This window comes from Polynucleobacter sp. AP-Nino-20-G2 (assembly GCF_018688235.1).
Lineage (GTDB): Bacteria > Pseudomonadota > Gammaproteobacteria > Burkholderiales > Burkholderiaceae > Polynucleobacter.
The window spans coordinates 1,174,022-1,192,896 of sequence record NZ_CP061313.1 but is presented as its reverse complement, the minus strand read 5'-3'; the positions used below and the strand labels follow the sequence as shown (position 1 = coordinate 1,192,896).

20 protein-coding genes are annotated in these 18,875 nt (G+C 47.5%); 13 read left to right on the top strand and 7 right to left on the bottom strand.

Annotated elements, in window-relative coordinates:
• Nucleotides 1-52 precede the first annotated feature (52 nt).
• Nucleotides 53-2,644 (top strand): magnesium-translocating P-type ATPase, encoded by a 2,592-nt coding sequence (mgtA, locus tag FD960_RS06165; RefSeq protein WP_215297907.1) that lies wholly within the window; start codon nucleotides 53-55, stop codon nucleotides 2,642-2,644.
• 35 nt (nucleotides 2,645-2,679) lie between these two features.
• On the opposite strand, the gene FD960_RS06160 is transcribed toward mgtA, so the two are convergent.
• Nucleotides 2,680-3,504 carry a substrate-binding domain-containing protein gene (locus tag FD960_RS06160; RefSeq protein ID WP_215297905.1) on the bottom strand — a complete coding sequence of 275 codons (825 nt, stop codon included), beginning with the start codon at nucleotides 3,502-3,504 and terminating at the stop codon, nucleotides 2,680-2,682.
• A gap of 75 nt (nucleotides 3,505-3,579) precedes the next feature.
• Between FD960_RS06160 and FD960_RS06155 the strand changes: the two genes are divergently transcribed.
• The 7 genes from FD960_RS06155 (at nucleotide 3,580) to FD960_RS06125 (ending at nucleotide 9,505) form a co-directional block, all read left to right on the top strand.
• Nucleotides 3,580-4,605, top strand: coding sequence for a substrate-binding domain-containing protein (locus FD960_RS06155; protein WP_215297904.1), 1,026 nt, complete (start codon nucleotides 3,580-3,582; stop codon nucleotides 4,603-4,605).
• A gap of 117 nt (nucleotides 4,606-4,722) precedes the next feature.
• A complete protein-coding gene (locus FD960_RS06150; RefSeq protein ID WP_215297902.1) occupies nucleotides 4,723-4,968 on the top strand; it encodes a FeoA family protein in 246 nt (81 codons plus the stop codon).
• Nucleotides 4,965-6,878 (top strand): ferrous iron transporter B, encoded by a 1,914-nt coding sequence (locus tag FD960_RS06145; RefSeq protein ID WP_215297900.1) that lies wholly within the window; start codon nucleotides 4,965-4,967, stop codon nucleotides 6,876-6,878. Before FD960_RS06150 ends, FD960_RS06145 begins: the two co-directional genes overlap by 4 nt.
• Nucleotides 6,879-6,942: 64 nt before the next feature.
• Nucleotides 6,943-7,335 carry a cytochrome c5 family protein gene (locus FD960_RS06140; RefSeq protein ID WP_215297899.1) on the top strand — a complete coding sequence of 131 codons (393 nt, stop codon included), beginning with the start codon at nucleotides 6,943-6,945 and terminating at the stop codon, nucleotides 7,333-7,335.
• Between the two features lie 9 nt (nucleotides 7,336-7,344).
• Entirely contained in the window at nucleotides 7,345-7,620 is a 276-nt protein-coding gene (locus tag FD960_RS06135; RefSeq protein WP_215297897.1) for a SemiSWEET transporter, read from the top strand.
• A gap of 76 nt (nucleotides 7,621-7,696) precedes the next feature.
• The gene (locus FD960_RS06130) at nucleotides 7,697-8,389 is read left to right on the top strand and encodes a fumarylacetoacetate hydrolase family protein (RefSeq protein WP_215297895.1); all 693 of its coding nucleotides are present in this window, start codon (nucleotides 7,697-7,699) and stop codon (nucleotides 8,387-8,389) included.
• Nucleotides 8,390-8,458: 69 nt separating this feature from the next.
• Nucleotides 8,459-9,505 carry an alpha/beta fold hydrolase gene (locus tag FD960_RS06125; protein ID WP_251369750.1) on the top strand — a complete coding sequence of 349 codons (1,047 nt, stop codon included), beginning with the start codon at nucleotides 8,459-8,461 and terminating at the stop codon, nucleotides 9,503-9,505.
• A gap of 27 nt (nucleotides 9,506-9,532) precedes the next feature.
• Here the strand turns inward: FD960_RS06125 and FD960_RS06120 are convergent, their stop codons facing one another.
• A complete protein-coding gene (locus tag FD960_RS06120; protein WP_215297893.1) occupies nucleotides 9,533-10,306 on the bottom strand; it encodes an enoyl-CoA hydratase/isomerase family protein in 774 nt (257 codons plus the stop codon).
• Nucleotides 10,307-10,380: 74 nt separating this feature from the next.
• On the opposite strand from FD960_RS06120, the gene FD960_RS06115 reads away from it, so the two are divergent.
• The 5 genes from FD960_RS06115 (at nucleotide 10,381) to FD960_RS06095 (ending at nucleotide 13,224) form a co-directional block, all read left to right on the top strand.
• Nucleotides 10,381-10,539 carry a DUF5993 family protein gene (locus tag FD960_RS06115; protein WP_215297891.1) on the top strand — a complete coding sequence of 53 codons (159 nt, stop codon included), beginning with the start codon at nucleotides 10,381-10,383 and terminating at the stop codon, nucleotides 10,537-10,539.
• A 6-nt stretch (nucleotides 10,540-10,545) separates the two neighbouring features.
• Nucleotides 10,546-11,109 (top strand): disulfide bond formation protein B, encoded by a 564-nt coding sequence (locus FD960_RS06110; protein ID WP_215297889.1) that lies wholly within the window; start codon nucleotides 10,546-10,548, stop codon nucleotides 11,107-11,109.
• An 18-nt stretch (nucleotides 11,110-11,127) separates the two neighbouring features.
• Entirely contained in the window at nucleotides 11,128-12,120 is a 993-nt protein-coding gene (locus tag FD960_RS06105) for a tripartite tricarboxylate transporter substrate binding protein (protein ID WP_215297887.1), read from the top strand.
• Nucleotides 12,121-12,219: 99 nt separating this feature from the next.
• Nucleotides 12,220-12,696, top strand: a complete 477-nt coding sequence (locus FD960_RS06100; RefSeq protein WP_215297885.1) for a hypothetical protein — start codon at nucleotides 12,220-12,222, stop codon at nucleotides 12,694-12,696.
• A gap of 27 nt (nucleotides 12,697-12,723) precedes the next feature.
• On the top strand, nucleotides 12,724-13,224 hold the full coding sequence (locus FD960_RS06095) for a glycine zipper family protein (RefSeq protein ID WP_215297883.1): 501 nt from the start codon (nucleotides 12,724-12,726) through the stop codon (nucleotides 13,222-13,224).
• A gap of 24 nt (nucleotides 13,225-13,248) precedes the next feature.
• Here FD960_RS06095 and FD960_RS06090 read toward each other — a convergent pair whose 3' ends face one another.
• The 5 genes from FD960_RS06090 to trxA form a co-directional block, all read right to left on the bottom strand.
• The gene (locus FD960_RS06090; RefSeq protein WP_215297881.1) at nucleotides 13,249-14,640 is read right to left on the bottom strand and encodes an MATE family efflux transporter; all 1,392 of its coding nucleotides are present in this window, start codon (nucleotides 14,638-14,640) and stop codon (nucleotides 13,249-13,251) included.
• Nucleotides 14,641-14,643: 3 nt separating this feature from the next.
• Entirely contained in the window at nucleotides 14,644-16,371 is a 1,728-nt protein-coding gene (locus tag FD960_RS06085) for a glycosyltransferase family 39 protein (RefSeq protein ID WP_215297880.1), read from the bottom strand.
• A 94-nt stretch (nucleotides 16,372-16,465) separates the two neighbouring features.
• Nucleotides 16,466-16,813 (bottom strand): type B 50S ribosomal protein L31, encoded by a 348-nt coding sequence (locus tag FD960_RS06080; protein WP_215297879.1) that lies wholly within the window; start codon nucleotides 16,811-16,813, stop codon nucleotides 16,466-16,468.
• A 143-nt stretch (nucleotides 16,814-16,956) separates the two neighbouring features.
• Nucleotides 16,957-18,219, bottom strand: coding sequence for a transcription termination factor Rho (gene rho, locus FD960_RS06075; RefSeq protein WP_062309027.1), 1,263 nt, complete (start codon nucleotides 18,217-18,219; stop codon nucleotides 16,957-16,959).
• Nucleotides 18,220-18,526: 307 nt separating this feature from the next.
• A complete protein-coding gene (trxA, locus tag FD960_RS06070) occupies nucleotides 18,527-18,853 on the bottom strand; it encodes a thioredoxin TrxA (RefSeq protein WP_062309025.1) in 327 nt (108 codons plus the stop codon).
• Nucleotides 18,854-18,875: the final 22 nt, after the last annotated feature.

Below are 18,875 nucleotides of genomic sequence, written 5' to 3'. Positions count from 1 at the left end.
ACCTAGTGGGCAGTTTGTTTTTTATCTGCAGCATTAAACGCCAGGCCCTACGATGAAGATCGTGCAACAAGAGAGTGCTGATATTTTCCGCCTTGCGCACGTCAAGGTTGATTTATTACTGGCTGATTTGGGTAGCTCTACTCAGGGCTTAAAGCACGAGATCGCCTTGGATCGACTGAGTCAATATGGGCCAAATGCAATTGATATCACGCGACAAATGCATCCGGCATTGCAATTTTTAGCGTTATTTCTATCGCCACTGTCTTTGTTATTAATTGCTCTATCGACGATCTCTTTTGTTACGGGTGGCACAACCGGGGCGATCGTGATTGCCATCATGGTGATTTTATCTACCAGCTTGGCTTTTGTGCAGGAATATAAATCTAACCGAGCTGCTGAAAAATTACGCCAATTGGTGAGCGTTAAGGTCACTGTAGTGCGTGAGGGGATTGCTCAAGATATCCCGCTTAGCCAAGTTGTGCCTGGCGATTTGGTGCGATTGTCTGCCGGCGATTTGATTCCCGCCGATTTACGATTACTTTCAAGCAATGATTTGTTCGTTAATCAGTCATCATTAACAGGCGAGGCAATGCCTGTTGAAAAGACACATCTCGATGGTGAGAATGCAAAATCCGTTTTCGAACTCGATACCATCTGCTTTATGGGAAGTCATGTGGTGTCTGGATTGGGTGAAGGAGTGGTTCTCAATACCGCTGCGCAAACCATGTTTGGTAAGTTAGCCAAAGAAATCTCTGTTCAAAAGAAAGTTTCCGGTTTTGATATTGGGATAAAGAAATTCATTTGGCTCATGATTAAATTCATGGCCGTCATGGTCCCAGCAGTGTTTTTAATTAATGGCTTAATCAAGGGTGATTGGATGGAGGCATTGCTATTCGCTACTGCGGTAGCCGTAGGCCTCACCCCTGAAATGCTCCCGATGCTCGTGACCATTAATTTGGCTAAGGGCGCTATAGCGATGTCAAGGAAGCGGGTAATCGTAAAGCGTCTTAACTCTATTCAAAATTTAGGTGCCATGGATGTACTTTGCACAGATAAGACGGGAACACTCACGCAAGATGAAATCATTCTTGAGCGATACGTAGATATCCAAGGAAATGAAGATGAAAGTGTTTTGGAATATGCCTATTTAAATAGCCACTACCAATCTGGATTAAAAAATCTGCTGGATGTAGCTGTGTTGAAGCATGTTGATATCCATCACAAGCTGCACGAATCTGATACCTATCAAAAGGTAGATGAAATCCCCTTTGATTTTCAGCGACGTCGGATGTCGGTGATTGTCAAGCAAAATGAATCTGGCCACTTGTTGATTTGTAAGGGGGCGGTGGAGGAGCTCGCCGCAAAGTGCTCACAAGTAATCGTTAATGGTAAGCCACATCCCTTGACCGAAGAGTTAAAGGCTCAGCAGGAAATTCTGTATTCGGAGTTAAGTTCCGATGGATTTCGGGTGATTGCAGTTGCTATCAAAGATATTCCTATAGAGCAGGTAAGTCCCCAAAACCATTACACGGTTGCTGATGAGGAGAGGCTGATCTTGGTAGGGTATGTCGCCTTCCTCGATCCCCCAAAAGATTCTGCAAAACCAGCGATTGAGGGTTTGCATTTACTGGGTGTCAAAGTAAAGATTTTGACGGGAGACAACGAGCTAGTCACCCGAAAAATCTGCAGTGAAGTGGGTGTGCCTGTTGATCTGGTCATGGTTGGCTCTGAGTTAGATGCCATGAGCGATCAAGAGTTGGGTGACAGGGTGGAGGCGACTTCTGTCTTCGCCAGAATGAGTCCGCAACAAAAGGCGCGCGTCATTAGCATTTTGCAATCCCGCTCTCATGTGGTTGGGTATTTGGGCGATGGCATCAATGATGGTCCTGGGCTGAAAGTCGCTGACGTCAGTATTTCAGTGGACACTGCTGTAGATATCGCCAAAGAATCCGCTGACATTATCTTGCTCGAGAAGAGTTTACTGATTTTGAAGGATGGCGTTCTCGAGGGTAGAAAAGTCTTTGGAAACATCATGAAGTACATCAAGATGTCGGCCAGCTCTAATTTTGGCAATATGTTCAGCATGCTTGGGGCTAGTGCGATTTTGCCTTTCTTGCCAATGGCGCCTGTGCAAATTCTTCTCAACAATCTTCTGTATGACTTTTCCCAGACATCGGTTCCAAGTGATCATGTTGATGAGGAGTATTTGCTAGAGCCAAGAGCGTGGAATATTGCCCATATCGCGCGTTATATGTTTTGTATCGGCCCCATTAGTTCCGTATTCGACTACGCGACATTTGCTCTGCTTTGGTACATTGTGGGAGCAAATTCAATTGCTCAAGCTGGACTGTTTCAAACGGGTTGGTTTGTGGAGTCATTGCTTTCGCAAACGCTTATTGTGCACATTATTCGCACAGGAAGAATTCCGTTTATTCAAAGCCGTCCTAGCTGGCCTCTATTGATCACGACGTCGGTCATTTGTGGTGTCGCCGCTGTATTGCCTTATACCGTCTTGAGTGGGCCCTTGGGTATGGAGGCATTGCCCGCCATCTATTGGTACGGCTTGTTGCCCATCTTATTGGTCTATTTGGTCTTAACGCAACTGGTGAAGTCGATGCTGGTTAAACGGTTTGGTTTGATCTAAAAAGGCCCACTAGTGGCGGACCTCAATTGCATAAATTATCTTTTGGCGTTGGGGAAGAATAGCTGCTCTCCACCAATTTGATAGCTGGCAATGACATCTTGACCGTTTTTAGAAATCAGCCAATCAATGAATGCATGTCCTTCCGCTTTTTTCACATGTGGAAATTTACCGGGGTTAACTAACATCACACCATATTGGTTAAATAGCCTTGGATCACCTTGAACCAAGATGACGAGATCCCCGCGATTTTTAAAGCTTAGCCAAGTGGCGCGATCGGCCAAAATGTATCCATTCATGGCGGAAGCGGTGTTGAGGGCCGGACCCATTCCTGAGCCGGTTTCTTTATACCAACTTGATCCTGGAATCACTGTTACTCCAGCATCTTTCCAGTAGCGCAACTCAGCGGCATGGGTGCCACTCTTATCTCCACGGGATACAAATGGCGCTTGGGATGTTGCGATTTTCTGGAAGGCGACCTTGATATCCTTGCCGCCAGTAATTCTGGCTGGATCCCCCTTTGGTCCAATGAGCACGAAGTCGTTGTACATGACTTCATTGCGTTTTGTTGAAAAACCCTCGCTGACAAATTTTTCTTCGGCGGGTTTGTCGTGAACAAACACGACATCTGCATCACCGCGACGACCAATATCCAAAGCTTGTCCGGTTCCAACGGCAACTACTTTCACATCGATACCAGTTTTCATTTTAAAAATTGGCAGAATGAATCCGAATAGACCTGATTGTTCTGTCGACGTTGTTGAAGAAACGACGATGCTCTTTTCTTGCGCATGAGCACAGGCGGAGAAAATCACCAGAACGGTGATAGCGCCACCGATTTTTCGGGTGAATGACAGTTTCATTTGGGCGTGCTTCCTGGGGCTAGGTTCGGTTAAGATCTGTCATATTACAAAACATCAATATGCAAATAATTACATATGAGAATTCAGATACGACCAACCCTTGTTTTTGGAAGCAAGAATGCCAAAGACCCTGCTGTGGTTGATTTGGTGTGGTTGACGAGTTTGCTCAAGGACATTGATCATGGCAAAACACTCATGTCTGCTTGCAAGAAAATGGGGCTCTCTTATCGTAATGTTTGGCAAAAGCTCAATGAAGTTGAGCAGGCTTTGGGCTTTAAGCTGATGGATCGGGTAAGGGGGCATGGGTCGCAACTATCGGAATATGCCCGCTACTTGATTCAATTTACGGACGATTTTGATCAAAAGACCATGCGTCTGGGTCAGACCAGCCTCCTGCATCTCGAAGAGGGTTTTGCTCAATTTAGGTTTAAAGCCAAAAAGCAGTGGCGATTTGCCAGCAGTAGCGACCCGATCATTCAGAAGGCAGTCATCGATATTGGCGGATTTGAGTTAATCACAGCTGGCTCTGGTGAGGCTCTAGAGCGCCTTCTCAACTATGAGGTGGATATAGCTGGCTTTCATGTATCTGATCCGCAAAGCTCTCAAATTATTGCTAAACGACTGCAAAAAGAGGGCATGCAAGTATTTCCTGTGATGAAGCGTGTTCAGGGTTTTCTGGTTGCCAAAGGAAATCCCCTGAGTATCACTTCTCCAAAAGATTTGACTAGGCCCAAGCTTCGCTTCATTAATCGACAGAAGGGCTCTGGCACTCGACTTTTGTTAGATACCATCTTAAAAGATGGTGGTATCGATAGTCGCAGCATCAAGGGTTATGAAAATGAAGAGTTCACGCACTCCGCCATTGCCATGTCTATTTTGGCCAAAAAGGCTGATGTAGGTATGGGCGTGAAAAGTGTCGCGATTAAAAATGGCTTGGACTTTATCTATCTGAAAGATGAAGTTTTTTTCTTGGCGATGGGGGAGGAGTTATCGCTCGACATGGAGCTGGCTAAACTCATTCGTAAGATTCGGGTGTTGTCTGGTGAAATGCCTGGATATAAATCGATTGGCCTGAAGCGCCAAATTGCTGGGTGGGTGTAGTAAAAATAGGGCTCTGGACCCCATCAAGCTTTATTTTTAGGTAATGATATTCATTCTCATATGAGGATATAATGGACTCGTACATCAATTAATACGACCAGCCCAGCACATTCGCATATGAATCTTCATGAAATCCTCCCGGGAATTCGGGGGCGTGTAAAGAGAATCGCCGCCTTAGGCGATCAGCATGAAGACGTACGTGGTCAGTTGGAAGATATTGGGTTTTTGCCTGGAGAGCGGATTGAGGTTCTCCGTAAGGGTCTTTTGGGTCAAGGACCAATACTGGTCAGAGTGGGATCGTCTACTTTTGCTTTGCGCGAATCAGAGGCGCAACTAATTGAGGTGGAGCCCCTAGAGGTATGAGTGAGTCCAAGGTTCATTTTTTCCCAAGCGAACCCCTTGTTGCCCTTTTAGGTAATCCAAATTGTGGCAAGACGGCATTATTTAACTTGCTTACAGGAAGTCGCCAAAAGGTAGCGAACTATTCTGGCGTCACGGTTGAAAGAAAAGAAGGGCGTTTAACGCTCAACACTCAAAAAGTGATTCGTATTTTGGATTTGCCTGGCGCTTACAGTCTCTATCCAAGATCGCTAGATGAACGAGTGACCTGCAATGTATTGCATGGCAACGCTGAGGGTGAGAAGCGGCCAGATCTCGTGCTATGCGTACTCAACGCCATGAATCTCAGGCGTAATCTGCGTCTAGTCTTGGCTGCAAAACGTCTGGGTCTGCCGTGCATTGTGATCTTGAATATGGTTGACGTTGCCCAGCGTCAAGGCCTCAAGGTAGATGCAAAGGCACTCTCGAAGGAATTAGGCTTGCCCGTGGTTAGCACCATTGGCATTCAGTCGCATGGCGCAGATGAACTCAAGCAATATCTAAGTGATCTTGACTGGAAAAATTTATCCGCTTTACGCAGCAGTGATATTGATGAGGGTATAGAGTCTTCGAGAGATCATTCCGCGCACACCGAATTAGATAACGTACAAGTGCAACAGATTTTGCACAACTTGCATTTGGATCACATCACTCCGGATCGATTGAGTGATCGTTTGGATGCTGTATTGCTTCATCCTGTATTGGGCCCAATCATTTTGGCGGTTGTGCTGTTCTTTATTTTCCAGGCGGTGTTTAGCTGGGCAGTATTGCCCATGGAGGCGATTGAGTCTGCCGTGGATTGGCTGGGCGGATTGTTGACGCAATTACTGCCAAATAATTGGTTACGTAGCCTCTTAATTGATGGTGTGTTGGCGGGCGCTGGCGGCGTGTTGATTTTCTTACCGCAGATTTTGATTCTGTATTTCTTCATTTTGATTTTGGAGGAATCCGGATATCTTCCACGCGCCGCCTATTTGCTTGACCGTCTCATGGGGAAGGTGGGTCTTTCTGGTAGATCTTTCATTCCGCTCTTGTCTAGCTTTGCCTGCGCCATCCCCGGCATTATGGCAACGCGCAGCATCTCTAGTGCGCGTGATCGTTTGGTTACCATTCTGATTGCCCCGATGATGACGTGCTCCGCACGTTTACCAGTGTATGCATTGCTTATTTCTGCATTTATCCCTGAGCGTAAATTGTGGGCCGGACTGGATTTGCAAGGTTTAGTACTCTTCTTGCTTTATGTTGCCGGCATTGTTGGCGCTATGGCTGTTGCCTGGGTCTTAAAGTACTTTACGAGCGAGAAGTTTCGCCTCAATGCCCTCATGATGGAGTTGCCAAGCTATCACTTGCCGCGTCTCGGTAATTTAGCGATTGGTTTGTGGCAGCGTGCTGAGATATTCCTGCGTAGAGTTGGCGGCATTATTTTGATCATGACGGTTTGCCTGTGGGCGCTCTCCAGTTTTCCATTGCCACCAGAAAACGCTACTGGAGCAGCAATTCAATACAGTATTGCTGGCATGATGGGTCAAGCCTTGGCGGTGGTGTTTGAACCGATTGGCTTCAATTGGCAAATTAGTATCGCCTTGGTTCCTGGCATGGCTGCCCGCGAGGTTGTGGTGAGTTCTTTAGCAACGGTATACGCACTCTCTAGCTCGAGTGTTGATGCGGCAGATGCCCTGGTGCCTCTTATTTCTAAAGGTTGGAGCTTGGCGACAGCACTTTCTCTCTTGGCCTGGTTTGTATTTGCACCGCAATGCTTATCCACTATCGCAGCCGTTAAAAGAGAGACGGGTGGCTGGAAGATTCCAATCGTGATGCTGAGCTATCTTTTTGCCTTAGCTTACCTGGCGGCCTTTATTACTTTCAGGGTGGCAAGCTACTTCGGGCTCGCTTAGAGCGCCTATTTCAAATTTGAGATAAATTGTTACTAATGACAATTTATGTATAAATGGCGTCCCTATGAAATTATTACTTTCTGCAATGACCCTTGCCACCGTTTTTTGCGGCAGTACTGCGGCTTTTGCTGAGCCTGGTGAGAACACTTACAAGCAAGTTTGCGAGGCCTGTCATGGTTCTGGCGTTTTAAATGCCCCCAAGTTTGGCGATAAAGCAAAGTGGGCTCCACTGATTGCTGAGGGTCAAGTGACATTGACCGCTCATGCTTATGTTGGTGTGCGAGCTATGCCTCCCAAAGGCGGCAATCCCAATATGACAATTGAAACATTTTCAGATGCGGTAGCTTATATGGCGAACAAAGCGGGCGGTAATTGGAAAACGCCCGATGCTAAAACATTAGCAGCCATCAATAAAGAGATCGAAGCTCGCAAAGCGGGTTTGAATCAAAAGCCGTAATTCATCTGAATGAGCCTGCAGCCGTACCAGATTGAGCTTATTGGGTATTGCGCTGCATTTTTGACGACGATTGCTTTTCTACCTCAGGCAGTTCAATCGTGGCGTACCCGGGATTTATCCGGTATCTCGCTAGGAATGTATAGCCTGTTTACCGCAGGCGTAGGCTTATGGCTGATTTACGGTTTGATCATCGAAAAGTGGCCCCTCATTCTGGCAAATGCCCTGACCTTTGCCTTGGCTTTGAGCATCTTATTACTGAAGATTAGGTCTCCAAAGGCTGGCTAGGGTGCTCATGTAACTAATGTCATAATTCATTTGCACAATAATTAATATAACTAGACACTTATCTAAAAGGTAATTCATGAGCACTGCTTTCGTTATCGATCCTCCAATTACACCTTCTCTTCCAGTAGTAGGTGATACCCGCCGTTTTGCTGTGAATCGAATTTATTGCGTAGGCCGTAACTATGCCGATCATGCGCGTGAAATGGGTCATGACCCAGACCGCGAGCCGCCATTTTTCTTCATGAAACCGGCGAACTCGATCTTGGCGGATGGTAAAGATATGCAATATCCAAACCTCTCTAATGATGTTCAGCATGAGATTGAGATGGTGGTGGCAATCGGCAAGGGCGGTGCTAACATTCCCGCCGATAAAGCGCTAGAGCATGTGTACGGATATGGCGTTGGTCTAGATATGACTCGCCGCGACTTACAAGGCGAGGCAAAGAAGATGGGGCGTCCATGGGACACCGGTAAGGCCTTTGATCAATCAGCGCCTTGTGCGGCAATTACGCCTGTAGCTCTATGTGGCCATCCTAGTTCCGGCACCGTTAAATTACTGGTGAATGGTGAAGTGCGCCAAGAGGGTGATCTCAACCAATTGATTTGGAATGTGCCAGATACGATTGCTTACCTCTCTACCTTGTTTACTTTAGAGCCGGGCGATTTGATTATGTCAGGCACTCCTGCTGGCGTTGGCCCCGTTAAAAAGGGTGATGTACTTGAGGGGAGTGTTACAGGTTTGACTACTCTAAAAACAAAAATCGTTTAAGTAATTGACCCCCATCAGTAGATGGGGTGAAGAAAATTCATCAGGGGTGGGGCGAGGCTAATGTTGGGTATGACAATGAGATCGGTAGCGAAGTCACTTGCATTAGTTTGTGTAGCTACTAGCGCATTAACGGCCTGCACTTCAATTGATCAGGCTGCCAATACTTCAGCCCCCAGCCGCTATGCCAATGCTACTGCATTGGATCTTCGACTCAGCGCTTGGCCATATCCTTATCCCACGAAAGAATTTAAAACGTCACTCCAAGATCAAGCCGCAAGCATGGTCTACATGGATGTGCCGGCAGTGGGCAAGCAAAAGGGCGTAGTAGTTTTATTCCATGGCAAGAATTTCTCCAGCGATTATTGGGCTCCTACGATTGCTGGCTTATCAAGCGCCGGTTATCGTGTCATTGCTCCCGACCAGATTGGCTTTGGAAAATCCTCAAAACCTGATGTCGCATACCATCTTGATGATTTAGCGAATAATACCCAGGCCTTATTGAAGTTCTTGGGTATTCGTAAAGCCTCGGTAGTGGCTAACTCCATGGGTGGTATGGTGGGAATTCGTTTTGCGCGCCTGTATCCTCAGGTGGTTCAAAAACTGGTTTTAGAAAACCCGCTAGGCCTTGAGGATTACAGCAAAGATATTCCACCGCAAACGAATGACAATTTATTGAAGCTAGAGATGGCGCAAACAGAGGTAAGTTATCGCCGTTTCTTGCAGTCCTACTTTCCCATTTGGCAGCCGAGTTTTGAGCAATTTGTGGAAGTGTATGTCAGGGTGCATAAGGGTTCGGACTATCCCGCTTATGTAAAAACCTCGGTGCTGACTTATCAGATGATTGCTGAAAAACCGGTGGTTGGGGATTTACCGCAATTACAGATGCCAGTGCTATTGATCATTGGACAAAAAGATAGAACGGTATTCGGTCGCCGATTTGCGCCACCCGAGGCCGTGAAATCCTTGGGAAATTTTCCTGAGTTAGGACGTAAGGCTGCCCAAGCTATTCCAAATGCGAAGTTAGTTCCTTTGGATAACGTTGGGCATGTTCCTCATATCGAGGTGCCTGATGTATTTGTTCAAGCGGTGACAGAGTTTTTAAACGCCAAGCCTTGAGGCTCTAGAGCGGCATCATTTGAATGCTTATTTGCCAATCCACTTCGGTGGACGGCCATCAAGGAAAGCATTCACCCCCTCTTTGAAGTCGGCGCTGTTATAGGTTTCTCGCATCAGCTCAGTGCAATCCGGTAGATTGCTTTCCATTAAGCGTGCCAATGTCACCTTACTTGCTTTTTGAGTAATGGGGGCGAGTGCTATTAATTTCGTGGCCAATACTTCAACCGCTCCGACAATTTCTTCGGGAGATGTGGTCTGATAGAGATAACCAGAGTTCAGTAATTCTGGGGCTTTAATAAGTTCAGCGCTTAAGAGCATGCGCTTAACCATGGGTACGCCAAGATGCGCGGCGATCCATGACAAATTGCTGGGCGATAAACAATTGCCTAAAGTCTTTGCTACTGGAATGCCAAAGCGGGCGTCGGCTGTAGATATTCTGAAATCACAAGCAGTAGCAATGAGTAGACCGCTTCCTACCGCCAAACCCTCGATAAGTGCAATGGTGGGGATGGACAAATGTTGTAGCGAATGGAATATATGGTCTACGGCAACTTCATACGCCTCATCGTGCTTGAGGTCCACAAATTGTTGAATATCACTTCCAGATACAAAAGCTTTGTCTCCAGCCCCTCTGAAGACCGCCACCCGAATGCTGGGATTGGTTTCTAAATCATCACAAATTCGCTTGAGCTCTTCATACATTGGCCACGTTAAGGCATTACGAGCGGCTGGATTATGAAAGGTAATGCGAGCAATCGCTCCATCTAATTCGAGGGTGATGCAAGGTGGGGTGGTATCCATGGCCCCATTCTATACAAAAGACCTCTAAAACCCCTGTTTTTAATCTGTCATCCGACCTGCGATAGAATTCTTGCATGTATATGTTTCTACCTTTCCTGACAGCCTTTATCGGTCTTGTCCTTGTTTGGTTTGAGAAGCGACTGGCTGGCCTTGTTGTGCTCGCTATCACTGTTGGAATTCTGATGTTCTGGTTCCGTATACATGCGACCTCACACCTCAATATCAGTCTGTGAGGAACTGTGAGTAGACATTCTTTTCCTTCTCTAGCTGGCCTTGGCAATCAACTTGCTCTTGCCGCGATTGTTGGCATGTTGTCTTATGCCTTTGTAGATCAAATTTATCTGGGTGAACTGCCGTGCCCGCTTTGTTTGATGCAGCGCATTGGATTTATTGTTATTGGCTTTGCATTAGTGCTCAATATTCGTTGCGGCGCTCACTCGGCGCATTACGGTTGGGGCGTCATTGGCGGGCTCGTTGGCATGACGGTTTCCCTGCGCCAAGTACTATTACACGTCTTGCCAGGCGATACCGGATATGGCGCGACATTTTTAGAGCTCCATTTTTATACTTGGGCCTTTGTTGCTTATGTTGGATTATTGGCTGGCATAGCCATTCTCTTGATGTTGCCTAATCGAGAGGTACGCTCTCGTTCGGCACTGGCAAATACACTAGTCATCCTCTTTATCTTGCTTGTGTTTGGTAACCTCGTTTCCACACTTTTAGAGTGCGGCATCGGGCCTTGCGCCGACGATCCTGTTAAATATGATGGATGGCTCTGGTTGCGCTCCCGTTTTGGTTTTTAATCTACCGCTGACTTTTTCATGCTGAGCATTACAAGGGTGGCAAGGATCTTCCTCGCAGTATTGATCTGCATTCTATCTAGTGCTTTTGCTCAAGCGCAGTCATCCAGTAAGATCTGGCCAAAACAGCCCATTCGGATTGTGGTGACATTTACTCCTGGTGGTGCCCCCGATATTTTGGCTCGGGTACTTGCTGAGAGTTGGCAGCAGAGTTTGGGTGTTCCAGTCTTGGTGGAAAATCGCCCAGGTTATGGTGGCAATATTGGTGCCGACATCGTTGCCAAGAGTGATCCTGATGGGTATACCTTACTGATTGGTACAGTTGGTATTCACGCGATCAATGGCGCTCTCTATGAAAAGATGTCCTTTCATCCGATCAATGATTTCACGCCTATTAGTTTTTTAGCAAGTACGCCCAATGTGTTGGTGGTGAACAAGCGTCTTGGAGTGAGCAATCTGCATGAACTCATTGATCTGGCTAAAGCAAAGCCCAATCAGCTTACTTTTGGCTCCTCTGGTGTTGGCACTTCTCTGCATATGTCTGGCGAGTTATTTAAAGATATGACGGGTGTGCAAATTCGACATATTCCATATAAGGGGAGGGCGCAGTCTTTACCCGATTTGATTAGCGGCCGTATATCGATGCTCTTTGATAACCTATCTTCATCCCTACCTATGATTAAGGCGGGAGAGGTTCAGGCTCTAGGGGTGACTACCTTAAAACGCTCGCCTGCCGCTCCAGATATTCCGACACTAGCAGAGCAGGGCTTGCCCGGTTTTGAGGCTACTTCATGGTTCTCTTTGATGGCTCCGGGCAACTTGCCCCCTGCGGTACAAAAACAGTTAAATACCATGGTGCGTCGCACCCTCAATCAGACTGAGGTGAAGCGCAAACTGTTAGCCAGTGGTCTGGAGCCTGCTCCAGGAAGCCCTCAGGCGTTGTCTAAATTGATTCAGGTCGAGAGCAATAAATGGGGTAGAGTTATCTACAAATCAGGCGCAAAATTAGACTAGAAAAGTCATCAATATTGCGTCAAATAAGGCGATTCTTGTCAGCTTGGCAATGAATGAAGCGTTATAGATGGTAGGAGGCGACCAAACATGAGGTCCACTATGAACACAAGTAAACAGAACTCTCAAAATCAATATTTAATGCCTGCATTGCTATTGGCGGCAGTACTCGGCTCCATTGCCACACCGATTGAGGCACAGGCAGGTCAAGTTGGCTGGGCGGTTTCAGTAGGCGGTGGCTATGGAGGCGGTTGGCGTCCCGCAGCTTACGGCCCAGGTTGGGGTGGTGGCTGGGGTCCAGGCTGGCGAGGCGGGTACTATGGGCCTGCGTATGGCTACCCATACGCCACAGGCTACTATGCTGCACCCGTCGTATATGCTGCACCACCGGTGGTAACGTACGCCGCCCCTTCGCAACCAATGGTATTGGCTGCGCAACCACAGCCACCGGTTTGGTATTTCTGTGAAGCTAGCGGCCAGTACTTCCCCTATGTGCAAAGTTGCGCCTCTGGTTGGCTTACTCAGCCAGCAGTGCCACCCTCTGGCAATACCCAGACTAAACAGCGTATTCACAATTAAGTGATTTTTTAGATTTAAGGATTCAATATGAAACGAGCAATACTTACTTTGGCAATGATTAGTTCTTTAGCTGCTTGCGTCTCTGCCCCAACCGGTCCAACCATCGCGATCATGCCGCGCGAAGGTAAGCCTTTTGAGGTTTTCCAACAAGAAGATCAACAATGCCGAGAGTTTGCCGCCAATGCTGTGAAGGATACTAGTAATGCTGCGTTAAAAGAGGGTGCGACTAGCGCAGCAATCGGTGCTGCACTGGGCGCAGCGGCAGGTGCAGTAATTCAGGGTGGCAATAGTCAGAATGTTGGCACTGGTGCAGGGATTGGATTATTGGGTGGTGCCGCAATAGGCGCCATGAACTCTGCTGGTAAGCAAAATCAATCTCAAACTCAGTACAACATCGCCTATCAGCAATGCATGTACTCCAAAGGCAATCAAGTGCCCAGTTATCCAACACAAGGTAGTGGCAGTGGTTACAACATTCCACAAGGCAAGCCATCTATGCCTCCAAACGGGTTTAAGCCCATTCAGTAATTCTGTTTGCTGTAATTACACCAATTACACCTCAACCGGCGGATGCGTTTTCTCGAAGCGCGCCGCCGTTCTTCTAAAGAGATAGAGTAGTAAGAGCGCAGCCAAGCCCAGACTCATGCTGTTGCCGGCCCAAAAGCCATTAGCGCCTTGCAGAAACTCTGGTGTATTGCCTAGTACATTAAAGCCCATCAGATAACCACCGCCTAATCCCACGCCCCAAAGTGATCCTGCGTAAATGAGCATTGGCCAGAAGGCGATGCGGTAAGCGCGTAAGATAAATGCCGCAGTGATTTGCAGGGCATCAAAGATTTGATAAAAGGCAATGAACAAGAAGAGTGGCACAGAAAAAACTTTGACCGCTTCAGGTGGATCATAAAGATCGAGCAATTGCATTCTGAAAATCCATACCGCAATACCAATCACAATACATAAGGTCGTTGTGAAAAATACCGATGACCAGCCAATCTCTTCTGCGCGTTCTTGCTTATTCGCACCAATCGATTGGGAGACCAAGGTCATGGTCGCGATGGATAGTGATAGTGGAACCATATAAATCACGGTACCCATATTAGCCACAATCTGATGTCCCGCTAAAGCAGTGGTTCCAAGACGGGCGATGAACAGCGACATAAAAGTAAATGATGTGACCTCGATAAGATAGCTAAACCCAATCGGAGTGCCTAGTCGTAATAGGGTCCAGATGCGATGCCAATCGGGCCAACTAAAGCGCGCAAAAATCTTAAATGGACGGTAAAAACTATCCAGGAGCACAAAGCCTAGGGTGATGATGAGCCAAAACCAATTAATGATGACGGTGGCAACCGCGCAGCCAGGGCCGCCCATTCCTTCGATGCCAAGTCCGCCATAAATAAAGAGTAGATTGAGCGGCAGTTTCAATCCAAGGCCAATCAATTGCACCACGGTAATCACGGCCGGCCTTGAAACCGCGTTATGCAAAGCCATGAGAACGCGCATGGCCATACTCGCAGGCAAGCCTATTGCCAGAATGCCAAGATAGAGGCGCGCTTTGCCTTCAATGTCAGGGCTAACTTGAGAAATTTGTAATAGATGGTCGGCATTGAGAAGAACAAGGCAACCAAGGAGAGTGAGACCAAGGGCGAGCCATGTCGCTTGACGCACTTCCTCGCCAATCTCACTAAAACGTCGGGCACCAAACAGCTGCCCTGCAATTGGGGCGAGCGCTGAGATCACGCCCGTCAAACCAACATAGATACTAATAAAAATGGCTGAGGCCATCGCGAGCGCTGCCAAATCATCTGCTGAGTAGCGTGCAGTCATAGCGGTATCTAAAACACCAAAGGCAATAACCGCTAGTTGGCCAATCAGCAACGGACCAGCTAGCTTTAGTAGGGAGGGAATATCCTCGCGTAGGCGCGATAACTTGAAGTGCAGCATGAATTACTCTTTGCCGGCTGAAGTGATTTGATAGAGGCGCAAGCGCTCATCACGGTCAGATGCGCGACGATCTTCCCAAAGCAAGGTAATTTGCTTTTTATTTAGGCTAGCGTATGCCTTTGCCTCTAAGGAGCTATGGGTCAACATGAGGTTGCAGTTAGGATCATCACGCAAGGGTAATTTAGTGAAGTAGCTAAACGAAGCTAACTGAGCTGGACCCAGATTAGTGGTGTCGATGCAGCCTGGTGTGTTGGCAATAATTTGCGCCAAGCGATCGGAAACATAGCGATAGGTTTTAGCGTAGTTAATTGTTGGCAGCCAGAGCGTCATCAACAGCACCCACATTAAGGTGGTGCCCGATGCGGAGATGATGAGGCAGCGCCAGATTTCTTTGGGGGCGCGTGATGTTCTCCAGCGCACAATTGCTAGCCAAACACCGGTAATGACAATAGCTACCAAAAAGCTGATGTAATCAAACCGCGCCTGAAATCCCGGCAAGAGTCGTGTCAGATTCGCGGCGGTAGATTCTGGAAAGCCAGTGACTTTAGCTAGCCAAATAATCCAAATTGCCAAAGCAATGATGGTGAAGCTGAACATCGCAAACCAGTCAATGAAACTGATCAGACCGCGTTTCAGAATAGGGAGGCTAAATGCGGCAATGATGGACAGACTTGGAATCAAGATCATCAAATCATGTTCGTTAGCTTCCATCCTAAACAACACATAGATGAGGCAACCAATAAATATACTCAGCGGGATACATAGATGTGGTGCACGCCATTGACCCGCGGCTTTTACTCGACCCCAGTGGGCGAGGGAGATGATGGCAAGCGGCCAGACTGGCCAGGCGTAAGCCCAAAAGTTCACGCTAAAAAATCCAAGAGATTCAATCGATGGAGTGGCGCGCATCTCTGGCATATTGCGCCAGCCTTCTTCGGCAATGTGGCGCCATTCTGGAGTGAGGTTGCCCAAATACCAAAGTGCAGGCCAGATCGCAAAACCAATTAAACCAAGTACGGTGCTGGTTAATGTCCAACGAAAGCGTAACTTTGCATTGCTGGCAATCACCGCAATGATGGTGGAGCTCACAATGATGAGGCTGAGCGTGAGATTGCTGGAGAGCGCCACAATGGCAATGCCAAGGCCAGTCCATAAACCACCTTGCCATGGCTTGTCCAAGCCGCGAACGGTGCCGTACAACACAATACTGATACCCATGAGCTGCGCCATCATGGGCGTGGTTTCATGTGCGCGTTGCGCAAGACCTACGCATGCCAAGAAAATCAATAGGGCGCCATCGGCTAAAGTCATGCCATAGTTCTTGCGACCAGGCTGACCACCTACCGCTAAAGCCATAGGCTGAACTTCTTGACGGCGACCTAATAGATAGGTGGCATACCAAATCGCTAGTGCCGATGCAAAAAAGCAGATTGCGGCATAGAGACGCGCCGCATTGGTGGCGCCAATCAAAGGTCCAAATAGATCGATGAGGGTAGCGCCTAGCCAGTATGGGAAGGGAGCGCCTAAAGAAACATCGCGTCCCGCTAGATGCGGAACAATCCAATCCAGCGCTTTGCCGTGCTGCAGGGTCCACATGCCGCCAAAGCCGATTGCATCCTCGTTCTTCCAGGGATCGCGCGCAAATAGACCGGCGAGACCGTACACCAAAGTCAGCGCAAAAATAATGATGCGCGGAATAGAGGTGGTGGCGGCGGCGGTAAGTTTGACCATAAAAAATTAGCAATAAAAAAGGCAGCAAACGCTGCCTTGATTATCTCGCAGGGGGTGGGCGATTACCCAATCCCTATTCGAAGTAAGCCTGAAATTAAGCCTTTTTCTTAGCTGGCTTTTCAGCAGCTTTAGCTTCTGCAGCAGCAGCTTTTTTCTCAGCTGTTTTAGCAGCGCCATCACCGGAAGCTTTAGCAACAGCTTTAGTACCGAATTTCTGACGGAATTTCTCAACACGACCGGCAGTATCCATAATCTTCTGGGTACCAGTGTAGAAAGGGTGTGACTCAGATGAAGTCTCGATCTTGGCTAATGGATACTCATTGCCATCCTCCCACTTGACTGTTTCTTTAGTGGCCATGGTGGAGCGAGTCTTGAAGCTGAAGTTGTTGGAAACGTCCAAAAAGACGATTTCACGATATTCGGGGTGAATGCCAGGTTTCATTTTTAGTCCTATTAGCGAGTAGCCGTTGTGGTTTAAAACCTCAATACTTACCCAGTTAAATGCAAATTATTAAAGCGATAAAAGCGAAATTATGCCATGAAATCAATAACAAAGCGCACTTTTACCGAGTACAAGGGGCTAAATTAGCCGCCTTTACGCATTAAATCAAAGAATTCGCCGTTATTTTTGGTGGATTTGAGCTTATCAACGATAAAGTTCATCGCCTCGATATCATCCATATCTGCCAATAATTTACGTAAAACCCAGATTTTTTGGAGGTTTTCAGCTTTCACCAGCAATTCCTCGCGGCGGGTGCCAGACTTGTTGAGGTTGATTGCAGGATAAACACGGCGCTCAGCCAAACGACGCTCAAGGTGAACTTCCATATTGCCAGTACCTTTGAACTCTTCGTAAATGAGGTCATCCATACGGCTACCAGTTTCAATCAGGGCAGTAGCGATGATGGTGAGTGAGCCGCCTTCTTCCACATTACGTGCTGCGCCAAAGAAGCGTTTTGGACGCTGCAATGCATTGGCATCCACACCGCCAGAGAGTACTTTGCCCGATGAAGGAACGACTGTATTGTAGGCGCGAGCAAGACGCGTAATGGAGTCAAGCAAGATGATGACGTCTTTTTTCATCTCTACCAAGCGCTTGGCTTTCTCAATCACCATCTCGGCAACTTGCACGTGACGAACGGCTGGCTCATCAAATGTTGAGGCAACGACTTCACCGCGAACGGAGCGCTGCATCTCGGTAACTTCCTCAGGGCGCTCATCCACTAACAATACGATAAGAATCGCTTCGGGATTATTCGCTGCGATGGCATGCGCAATGTGCTGCATCATCACGGTCTTACCGGATTTTGGTGAAGCCACCAGCAGGCCGCGTTGACCATAGCCAATCGGGGAGATCATATCGATGATGCGGCCGGTTAAATTCTCTTCAGCCTTAATGTCGCGCTCTAACTGCACTACGCGATTAGGGTGCAAAGGCGTTAGGTTCTCGAACATGATGCGGTTCTTTAACGCCTCTGGAGGCAGGCCATTGATCTTGTCTACTTTTACTAATGCAAAGTAACGCTCACCATCTTTAGGAGTGCGAACCTCGCCCTCAACGCTGTCACCAGTGTGCAGATTGAAGCGACGAATTTGTGCAGGGGAGATATAGATGTCATCCGGAGATGCCATATAAGAGGCGTCTGGGGAGCGCAAGAAACCGAAGCCATCAGGCAATACTTCCAAAGTGCCGTCACCAAAAACGGTTTCACCAGCTTTGGCACGTTTCTTCAGAATGGCGAACATCAATTCTTGTTTGCGCATCCGTTGCGTGTTTTCGATCTCCAGGCTGGCTGCCATTTCAAGTAGGGCGGAAACGTGGAGGACTTTGAGTTCAGATAATTGCATGTGGTTCTCGGGTATTAAATAAGGGTATGAATGTGTTTTGAGTAATCGCCGTCTAGATGAATATCAGACGGATATGGAAAAACAGAATGTGGGGGATTTTGCTAAAAAGAGGGGAGGTAAATTACTAAGAATCTTGCTGAGGGTCGGCGCACTGAAAGTGCTTTGATGTACTGATGCAATAGATACTACACTAAAAAACAGGCGTTTCAAGTAACTAGTGAGCTAAAGCGGTCTAAAGCAGTCTGAAGCAGGCTAAACACCAATAAAAACCACAGGCTCACCCAGTGAACCTGTGATCAAGCACTATTTACAGATGACTATCAATAAAAGCAGTCAGCTGGGATTTGGCCAAGGCGCCTACTTTTTGAGCAGCAACAGTGCCGTTCTTAAAGAGGATCAATGTTGGGATACCGCGAATATTGAATTGGGCCGGAACACCTTGGTTCTCATCCACGTTCATCTTCGCGATCTGAATCTTGTCACCGTATTCGCCGGCGAGTTCTTCAAGAATAGGGCCGATCATCTTGCAAGGACCGCACCACTCAGCCCAGAAGTCGAGCAATACAGGTTTATCGGACTTGAGAACATCTTGCTCGAATGAAGCGTCAGTTACATATTTAATGCCGGCACTCATGAAAATTCCTTATTTGGTCTTA